General features: G+C 67.4%; 12 protein-coding genes. 6 read left to right on the forward strand and 6 right to left on the reverse strand.

The window, feature by feature from the left end; genetic code table 11:
- The 3 genes from htpG to NFW30_RS17760 form a co-directional block, all read right to left on the reverse strand.
- Positions 1-812, reverse strand: an 812-nt coding sequence (gene htpG / locus NFW30_RS17750) for a molecular chaperone HtpG (protein WP_295372430.1), incomplete at its 3' end; no start/stop codon positions are given.
- Between the two features lie 175 nt (positions 813-987).
- Positions 988-1,554: a transcription elongation factor GreB gene (greB, locus tag NFW30_RS17755; protein ID WP_295353803.1), complete on the reverse strand. Its 567-nt coding sequence runs from the start codon at positions 1,552-1,554 to the stop codon at positions 988-990.
- A 147-nt stretch (positions 1,555-1,701) separates the two neighbouring features.
- A complete protein-coding gene (locus tag NFW30_RS17760) occupies positions 1,702-2,022 on the reverse strand; it encodes a hypothetical protein (RefSeq protein ID WP_295353805.1) in 321 nt (106 codons plus the stop codon).
- A gap of 132 nt (positions 2,023-2,154) precedes the next feature.
- Here NFW30_RS17760 and NFW30_RS17765 point away from each other — a divergent pair, with 132 nt between their 5' ends.
- From NFW30_RS17765 to NFW30_RS17780, 4 genes are read left to right on the forward strand one after another with little or no spacing between them, the layout of a single operon-like run.
- Positions 2,155-2,787: an AzlC family ABC transporter permease gene (locus NFW30_RS17765; RefSeq protein WP_295353807.1), complete on the forward strand. Its 633-nt coding sequence runs from the start codon at positions 2,155-2,157 to the stop codon at positions 2,785-2,787.
- 44 nt (positions 2,788-2,831) lie between these two features.
- Positions 2,832-3,134 carry an AzlD domain-containing protein gene (locus NFW30_RS17770; protein ID WP_295353809.1) on the forward strand — a complete coding sequence of 101 codons (303 nt, stop codon included), beginning with the start codon at positions 2,832-2,834 and terminating at the stop codon, positions 3,132-3,134.
- Between the two features lie 31 nt (positions 3,135-3,165).
- Entirely contained in the window at positions 3,166-3,375 is a 210-nt protein-coding gene (locus NFW30_RS17775) for a DUF465 domain-containing protein (RefSeq protein ID WP_295353811.1), read from the forward strand.
- Positions 3,376-3,409: 34 nt separating this feature from the next.
- Positions 3,410-4,264: an alpha/beta hydrolase gene (locus tag NFW30_RS17780; protein ID WP_295353813.1), complete on the forward strand. Its 855-nt coding sequence runs from the start codon at positions 3,410-3,412 to the stop codon at positions 4,262-4,264.
- Here the strand turns inward: NFW30_RS17780 and NFW30_RS17785 are convergent.
- From NFW30_RS17785 to NFW30_RS17795, 3 genes are read right to left on the reverse strand one after another with little or no spacing between them, the layout of a single operon-like run.
- Positions 4,212-5,132, reverse strand: coding sequence for a DMT family transporter (locus NFW30_RS17785; RefSeq protein ID WP_295353815.1), 921 nt, complete (start codon positions 5,130-5,132; stop codon positions 4,212-4,214). The two genes, NFW30_RS17780 and NFW30_RS17785, sit on opposite strands and share 53 nt — an antisense overlap.
- Positions 5,125-6,846: an NAD-binding protein gene (locus NFW30_RS17790; protein ID WP_295353817.1), complete on the reverse strand. Its 1,722-nt coding sequence runs from the start codon at positions 6,844-6,846 to the stop codon at positions 5,125-5,127. Before NFW30_RS17790 ends, NFW30_RS17785 begins: the two co-directional genes overlap by 8 nt.
- 21 nt (positions 6,847-6,867) lie before the next feature.
- On the reverse strand, positions 6,868-7,251 hold the full coding sequence (locus tag NFW30_RS17795) for a DUF6394 family protein (RefSeq protein ID WP_295353819.1): 384 nt from the start codon (positions 7,249-7,251) through the stop codon (positions 6,868-6,870).
- A 188-nt stretch (positions 7,252-7,439) separates the two neighbouring features.
- Here NFW30_RS17795 and NFW30_RS17800 point away from each other — a divergent pair, with 188 nt between their 5' ends.
- A complete protein-coding gene (locus tag NFW30_RS17800; RefSeq protein WP_295353821.1) occupies positions 7,440-7,709 on the forward strand; it encodes a BrnT family toxin in 270 nt (89 codons plus the stop codon).
- Positions 7,678-7,968: a BrnA antitoxin family protein gene (locus NFW30_RS17805; RefSeq protein WP_295353823.1), complete on the forward strand. Its 291-nt coding sequence runs from the start codon at positions 7,678-7,680 to the stop codon at positions 7,966-7,968. Before NFW30_RS17800 ends, NFW30_RS17805 begins: the two co-directional genes overlap by 32 nt.
- Positions 7,969-8,575 lie beyond the last annotated feature (607 nt).

The following is an 8,575-nucleotide window of genomic DNA, read 5'->3' on the forward strand; positions in this document are numbered from 1 at the left end:
GCATGGACGTGCGCCAGCGGATCCTCGAAATCATGCGCGACGTGCTTGTAGAACTCGTTGTACTGCTCTTCGCTGATCTCCGCTTTCGGGCGGCTCCATAGTGCCGACGCCTGATTGACCGTCTCGTCCTCGTCGGTCGACACCTGCGCCTTCTGCTCCTCGTCCCAGCGCTCCTTCTTCATCAGGATCGGCAGCGTGATGTGATCCGAGTACTTGCGCAGGATCTCGCGCAACTTCCAGCTCGATAGGAATTCGTCCTCGCCCTCGCGCAGGTGCAGGGTCACCTCGGTACCACGTTGCGCACGCTCGACCATCTCGACCGTGAAGTCGCCCTCCCCCGAGGACTCCCAGCGCACCGCCTGGTCCGCTTCGAGACCGGCACGGCGCGACAGCACGGTGACCCTGTCGGCAACGATGTACGAGGAGTAGAAACCGACGCCGAACTGGCCGATGAGGTGGGCATCCTTGGCCTGGTCGCCGGTCAGCGCCGAGAAGAATTCGCGCGTTCCCGACTTGGCGATCGTTCCCAGGTGCTCGATCGCTTCCTCGCGTGACAGCCCGATGCCGTTGTCGGCAATGCTCAGGGTACGAGCTTCCTTGTCGAAGGAGACACGGATCTTCAGCTCGCCATCGTCACCGTACAGGGCGGCATTGTTGAGTGCCTCGAAGCGCAGCCGGTCGCAGGCGTCGGAAGCGTTCGAGATCAGCTCGCGCAGGAAGATCTCCTTGTTGCTGTACAGCGAGTGGATCATCAGGTTGAGAAGCTGCCTGACTTCGGCCTGAAAGCCCAGTGTTTCCTTCTGTGCACCCATGCGAGGACTCCGTGAATGAGGTTTGCGAAAGACGAAAAGGCGCAAGCCTTGCGCCGCGGACGATGGAGCAGCAAGTGGGGACGATCGCCACCATTTCAAGCCCGCGCCGCGCCGCCAGGCAGGGCGCGGCTGCGGCCTTCGTGCCGGCCGCCGGCGACGATTCCCTGCCGATCGATCAGGCCTCGTCGCCCGGGTAGTCGACCGCCACGACCTCGACCTCGCGCCATCCGGCCGGACTCTGGAAGCGCACGACATCGCCGGCACGCGACCTGAGCAGCGCGCGCGCCAACGGCGAAACCCAGCTGATCCGTCCTCGTGCGAGGTCGGTCTCGTCGACCCCGACGATCTGGTAGGTGTTCTCCGTACCCTGTTCGTCGCAGAGGGTGACCACCGCGCCGAAGAAGACCTGGCCGGTGTTCTCGCGCCGCGCCGGGTCGACGATCTCCGCCAGGTCGAGGCGCCGGGTCAGGAAGCGGATTCGCCGGTCGATCTCGCGCAGCCGTCGCTTGCCATAGATGTAGTCGGCGTTTTCCGAGCGATCCCCGTTGGCGGCGGCCCACTGCACGACGCCGACCACCTGCGGCCGCTCGCTGCGCAGCAGGTGCTCGAGTTCGGCGCGGATGCGGGCGTGCCCGGCGGGCGTGATGTAGTTGCGCGTACCCTGCGGCAGCCGGAGAGCCGGATCGAGCGACTCCTCATCGTCCTCGTCGCCGGTCGCTTCGCGCACGAAAGCCTTGTTCATCGCCTGTCACCGCAGCAACTGCCGACCGCCACGGCGGCACGCCCCTGTCGGAGAGACGGGAAAACGGGCACCGCGGTCCGCCAGCAGGGGGAAAAACAAACGGCGCAAGCCTTGCAACCTGCGCCGCGCCGCCCACCCGGGGGCTGGTCAGTAACCGATGTTGAACGCCTCGACATCGATGCGGACGGTATCGCGACCGAGGGCCAGGGCGGTGTAGCGGGCAAAGCGGGTCGCCCAGTCCTTGCCTTCGATGAAACGGTGTTCGCCACCATAACGGGCGACATTGAGAATCTTGTCGATGATCAACACCTTGCCCATCGGGTTGCTGGGCTCGCATTCGAGATCGGCGAACTCCTTGTCGAACCAGCGCCGCGCTTCTTCCGGAGAGCCTGCCGCAAGTTCGGTGTGCGAGAACTTGTACTCGTACTCGCGCTCCCGCCCAAACGAAACGATAATGTGATGGACCATCTGACTCCTTCCGGCTCTCTCTCAGGGTTACAATTTCAACCTCTATTCTATTCGCAAAAGCACCCCGTGCCGCAAGTCCCAGGCGAACGCGCAGAGTTTATCGACGGCCTGCGCGCCTTCGTCCCGATGAGCATGAGCATCCTCCCCTTCGGCCTCGTCTGCGGCGCCGCGGCCAGCAACGCAGGCCTGACGGGCGGACAGGCACTGGCGATGAGCTGGGTCATCTTCGCCGGCTCGGCACAGATCGCCAGCACACAGCTCTTCGCCGGCGGCGCGCCGCTACTGGTCATTCTCGCCACCGCGACGATCATCAACCTGCGCTTCCTGATGTACGGCGCCTCGCTGTCGCGGCACTTCGGCGGCCTGAGCCGACGCTGGCAGGCGGCGATCGCCTACCTGCTCACCGACCAGGCCTTCGCCCTGACCATCGTGCGGCGCAGCACCAGCCCGCAGCAACCGCACCTGCACTGGTTCTACCTCGGACTCGGCGGGGCGACATGGGTCTGCTGGCAGCTGGCGACGATCGCCGGCATCCTGCTCGGCAGCCTGGTGCCGCCGAGTTGGTCGCTCGACTTCATCGTGCCGCTCACCTTCATCGCCATGCTGGTGCCGCTGCTCAGCGGTCGCGCCATGCTCCTCGCCGCCGGCACCGGCGGCAGCGCCGCCGTCCTGCTTGCGCTGCCGCTGCAGCTCAACCTGATCGTCGCGGCACTCCTCGGAGTCGCTGCCGGCGTGGCGGCGGAGAAGCTCGGGAGCGGCCGCTGAGCGCAACCACCTTCGCGCCGGGCGGCGAGTCGTTCATCTGGTCGATGATCATCGCCATCGGCCTGATCACCTTTCTCCTGCGCTTCGCACCGCTCGCCCTGCTCGCGCGCCTGCAACTCGCCGGCTGGCTGCAGCAGGCCCTGCGCTTCGTGCCGGCGGCGGTGATGGCGGCGATCATCGCGCCGCCGTTGTTTTTTGCCGTTGGCGCGCCTAACATTGTCCCCGACCCACCGCGCATCGCGGCTGCCGCAGTGGCGGCCCTGATTGCCTGGCGGACGCGCAGCACCCTGGCAACCGTCGTTCTCGGCATGCTCGCCCTGTGGGCGCTGCAGGCCCTGCTCGACTAGCCACAACACGACCCAAGGGATGTCGCCGACCATGCTGACCGAAGAACAGATCGCCGAAACCCGCGCCAACCTGCGCGAACTCCAGGTCGAGCACCACGATCTCGATCAGGTCATCGACCACCTGATGCTCAACCCGCCTGCCGACGACCTCCTGGTTCGCCGGCTCAAGAAACGCAAGCTGCTGCTCAAGGACCGCATCGTCGCCCTCGAGCACCTGCTGGAACCGGACGCCCTCGCCTGAGCCGGCGGCGTCCGCGAGCATTCGCTGGCACGGCATGGAACTCGTGGTCGCCGGCCACCGCTGCCACCTGGGCACCGGCGGCCAACCGTGGCAGCGCGGCGACTCGTCCGCGCCACCGCTGCTGCTGATCCACGGCGCCGCCAACGACGGCGACGCGTGGCAGCGGGTGGCCGGCGGCCTCGCCGCCGCCGGCTGCCGCGTGCTGGCCCCCGACCTGCCCGGTCACGGCCGCTCGGCCGGTCCGCCGCTGGCAAGCATCGACGCCCTCGCCGACTGGTTGCCGGCACTGCTCGACGCGGCCGGCATCGACCGTGCCGTGCTGGTTGGACACTCGATGGGATCGCTCGTCGCCCTCGCCGGCGCCGCCCGCCACCCGCAGCGTTGCAGCGGCCTGGCGCTGCTCGGCACTTCGGTGCCGATGCCGGTCGCCGACGCGTTGCTTGGCCGCGCCGCCAGCGCCCCGGACAGCGTCTACCGGATGATGACCGAGTATTCGCTGACGCCGCGCTTCCTGTTGCATGGCGGCGGCGGCCACGGCATCTGGGGACCCGGCGTAAACCTGGCGATCATGCGCCGCAGTCCGCGCGGCGTCCTCGCCATCGACCTCGCCAACTGCAACGACTACCTGCACGGGCTGGAAGCCGCGGCACGCGTCAGCTGCCCGACGCTGCTGCTTACGGCCCGCCGCGACCGCATGACGCCGCGCCGCAACCTGCCGCCGCTGCAGGCCGCGCTGCGCCACGCGCGCTACGTCGAGATCGCCGATTGCGGACACGCGATGATGAACGAAAAACCGCAGGCGGTCATCGACGAACTGCTTGCCTTCCTGCCGCTCGTCAGCGCCGCTGCGACTGTGGCGCCGTCGGCTGCGAACGCGCCAGGACGATGACCGCCGCCAGGATGATCGTACCGCCGGCGAGTTGCCAGCCGCCGACCTGCTCGCCGAGGAAGAGCGCCGCCAGGATGACGGTGACCAGCGGCTCGAGCGTCGACAACGTCGCCGCATCGGCGGCGCCGAGACGCTCCATGCCGGCAAAAAAGGTGATCATCGCGACCGCCGTCGACAACAGGGCGATGCCGCCGATCGCCGCCCAGGCAATCGGCGAAGCCGGAAACGCGGGCCCCCGCCAGCAGACCATCAGGCCGAAGACGGCTGCCGCAGCCAGCATGATCACCGTCGACGAGGGCATCGCGCCGGCCTGCGGCGTGACTCGTTCGCCAACCAGGATGTAGATCGAGTAGATCATCGCCGCGGCGACTCCCAGCAGGATGCCGAGGGGGCTGCCGGCAAGGCTGCCGCCGATCGCCATCGCGGTGCCGAGCAGCGCCGCCGCGACGGCGAGCAGGCGCAGCAGCGACAGCCCGCGGCGGGCGAGGACGGCGGCGAGAACGGTGACGATCGCCGGATAGAGGTAGAGCAGCAGGGCCGTCAGCCCGGCGGTCGCGTGCTGCAGCGCAGCAAAATAGCAGAATGACTGCCCGACGTAACCGAGACCGCCCATCGCCAGCAGCAACAGCAGGGTGCGGCCGTGCGGCCAGCGCAGCCCGCGCAGGCGCATCAGCACCGCCATCAGGACGCCGGCGAGGGCAAAGCGCAGGAACAGCATGCTCGGCAGGTCGACACCCTCGGCGTAAGCCAGCTTGGCGAGAATCGGCATGGCGCCGAAACCGGCCGCCGAGGCGACGATGCAGGTGCAGCCGACCAGACGCGCATGCGACCCGGCGGCGGCCGGCGACGCCGTCGCCGCGTCAGCCACGGCCGCCATCCGGCAGCGACTGGCGCGCCAGCCCGAGTACCTGCCACAGCCAACCCGGCGCATCGCGCCCGGTGAGCACGTAGTCGAGCACGTTGCGGTTGTCGAGCGCGAGGTTCTGCGCCAGCTTGGCGGCCCGCGTGCCGGCGAAGAGGAGATCGTCGCCCGGCTGCAGCATCAGTTCGTCGGCCGGCAGCTCATGATCGCGCCCGTCGCGAACGAGCAGCAGCGGCAGCAGCGGCAGCGCTTCCTGCTGCGCCGCCGGATCGCGCTGCAGGATGCCGAGCGGGATAGCGCCCTGTTCGATCATCAGCAGGCGGTGCACCGCCGGTGCCTCGGCGGCATTCAGGCGCACGCCCCAGATCAGCGGCACGCGGCCGCCGCAGAGATCTTCCAGCCGGGCGCCGACCAGCGCCGCGCGCTCCTCCGGCCAGGCACGGACGAGTTGCAGAAAACGGCTCAGCAGCGGCGAGGTGATCAGCGCGAGACACTCGCGGGCGACGATGCGCGACGGAACCATCGTGAAATCGGCGTCGTAGGCGTCGAACAGGATTTGGTTCGCGACCCGGTTCTGGCGCACGACGACGAACAGGTCGGGGTTGATCTCCTTCGCCGTGATGGCGATCGACAGGTTGTTGGTATCGTTGTCGCCCGCAGCGACGATGCCGACCGCGCTCTCGATTCCGGCAGCACGCAGCGGCTCCGCCTCGGTACCGAGGCCGACGACGTGCGGGGCGGCGATCGGCAGCTCGGACTCGGGGGAGATGACCGTCAGGCTGACGCCCTGCCGCTCGAGGTTGCGCACCACCGCCTGCCCGAAGCGGCCGTAGCCGCAGACCACCCAGTCGCCGGCCGGCGGATCGTGCCGTACCGGCAGTTCCTGCCCGGCCAGACCGGTCAGGATGTCGACCAGGCGGTACCAGTTCGGCGAGTGGATCGCTTCCGCCAGGTGGTCGGCGAACTTCTCGAAGTGATTGACCACGTAATGCGTGCCGAAGGACAGCATGTTCCGTTCGACCGACGGGCTGGCGACGCGGGTAACGACCATCAGCCGCGGGTTGATGAGCCGGCTGGCAATCGCCACCGCCAGGTTGACACCGTCGTCGTCGGTCATCGCCAGCACGCCGCGGCAGCTGCGGTGCTGCAGGCCGGCGAGCAGCAGGTTCTGGGGCTGCGCCGCGTCGGCGCCGAGGAGGAGGATGTCGGCGGCGAAGTCCTCGAGTTCGAGTTCCTGGATGCGCGCCTCGCTGCGCTCGATGGCGACGACGCGGATGCCATCACGGTCGAGCGCGCGCGCGATCAGCAGGCCGGTCTCGCCGCAGCCGCAAAGGATGTAGAACGGCTCGCCGAGATGCCGCACGCGGCGCACGAAACGGCCGCTCAGCAGGACCTGCTGGAATCCCCGGTCCTGCACCAGCGTCAGCAGGCTGATGATCGAGTACGACCAGCCGATCACCGAGAGGAAGATGACGGCCGTCACCCACATCCGCTGCGCCTCGGAAAAGGCCACCGGCAGTTCGCCGAAACCGATCGTGCTCGCCGTGTAGCTGACGAAGTAGAAGGCGTGGAAAAAGCTCATCGGCGGTGCCGGCCGGCCTTCGGCATCGACGCCCGGAATCAGCGTCAGACCGAGCGTCGACACGGCATAGATGACGATCAGCACGATCAGCGGCGCGCGCATCCGCCGCAGGGCGAGGAAGAAGACGCTGGCGTTCATCTGGTCTGCGTCACGCGCGCGTCAGCGCCGCAGCATCACCGTTTCGACGATCAGCAGGATGACCGAGACGACGTTGGCGAACAGCGCGCCGCCGCTCAGCGAGACGACGCTGGTGGTGACGTCGGCGGACATCCCCTCGCCGGTGACATGCACGGCGATCGCCCAGACGACGGCCGCCGCCACCAGTTGCAGGTCGGCCACCAGGCTGGTCGACAGGTGCACGGCGCCGATCTGCGTGCGGTCACCGAACTTCAGCACCGTCGCGATCAGGTTGACGACGATCGCCGCGAACAGCTCGTAGATGTGGTGGTGCCGGGGCTGGTCGATGTCACCGATGAAGAAGCCGAAGTTCAGCGTCGCGGCCAGGACGATGAAGAAACCGAAAACCACCTTCTCGAGGTTCATGGACCGCCTTTCGCCGTCGCAACGAGCCGCCGCGCCAACCGCAGCCGCATGAGGGTGAAGGATACTCGCCCGGATGGGTCCTGAAAACAGGCGCTGTGGGCGACGATGCATTGAAGAGCGCCCTGCCCGCCCCAAACCGGCAAGGGTGAGATCACCATTGCAATAGAGACAATCGTCTATACTGACGCATGAACTTCACTTGGAGCGATGCGAAGCGACAGGCCAACCTCAAGAAGCATCGGCTTGATTTCGCTGACGCAGCACGGGTGTTCGCCGGGCATACCCTGACGCGCCCCGATGCGCGCTTCCCCTGCGGCGAGGCACGGTTCTCCACGGTGGGGTTGTTGGGAGTTGAGGTGGTGGTCATCGCGCACAGCGAAACCGAAGACACGATCCAGGTCATTTCGATGCGAAAGGCGGAGCGCCATGAACGGGAATACTACTTTGCAAGCCTCTGACAATTTCGATGAAGCGCCCGTCTGGTCGCCCGAAGATTTTGCGCTGGCGGTGCACCGCGTCGGCTTGCAGCCCACATCGATGAAGAAGCAAAAGATCAACATCACGCTCGATCCGGATGTGGTGGCGTGGTTCAAGCGGCAGGCCGGAGGACGTGGCTACCAGACCCTGATCAACGCAGCCCTGCGCGAAGCGATGCAGCAAAAGACGATCGAAGAGACGCTGCGGCGAGTGATCCGGGAGGAATTGCACTCGACCTGAAAGCAGGGGCTCGTCGGATCATCCAGCGTCATGAAGATACCGAAAGCCCACTGTCTCGAGGTTCCTGGACAGCGTTTCGATGCCGATGGACGCCGCCGCGCCGACTGCAGTAGCGCGAGCGCAAAGGATGGTCGCCCGGACCGATCATGAAGACGGAAGAGCGGCCGTGGACGAAGCGTCAGGCACCACCGCGACCCGCTGTGACGCCCGGCGCCGCGGCCGTGCGGCGCGGCTCGCCCGGTGGCCGGGCCCGTCGTCCGTGCGGTGACTCAGAACGGCCGTATCTCGTCGCCACGGATCTCCAGCATCCCTTGCCGTACCAGCAGCGCCAGCTCCGCTTCAAGATTCTCGCGCACTCTTCGGCCCAATCGTCGAAAACCCCGCGCTCTTGCCAGCTCGCGGAGGAACGGCTCATACCGCGCCGGTCTCCCGCCCAGCAGTGCCATCACTTGAAGATGGCCAGGGCCCTCCACCGGCATTGGGTTCGGGTCGCCGGCTGGCAACGGATGCGGCTCCGCCGGCATCGGCTGGGGCGGCGCCACCTGGGGGTCGAGTGCGGTGGTTCCGGTCGTCTGGACAGCCACCGGGGTCGAATAAGCTAAGGCCG

The sequence above is a fragment of the Accumulibacter sp. genome (assembly GCF_023806635.1).
Lineage (GTDB): Bacteria > Pseudomonadota > Gammaproteobacteria > Burkholderiales > Rhodocyclaceae > Accumulibacter.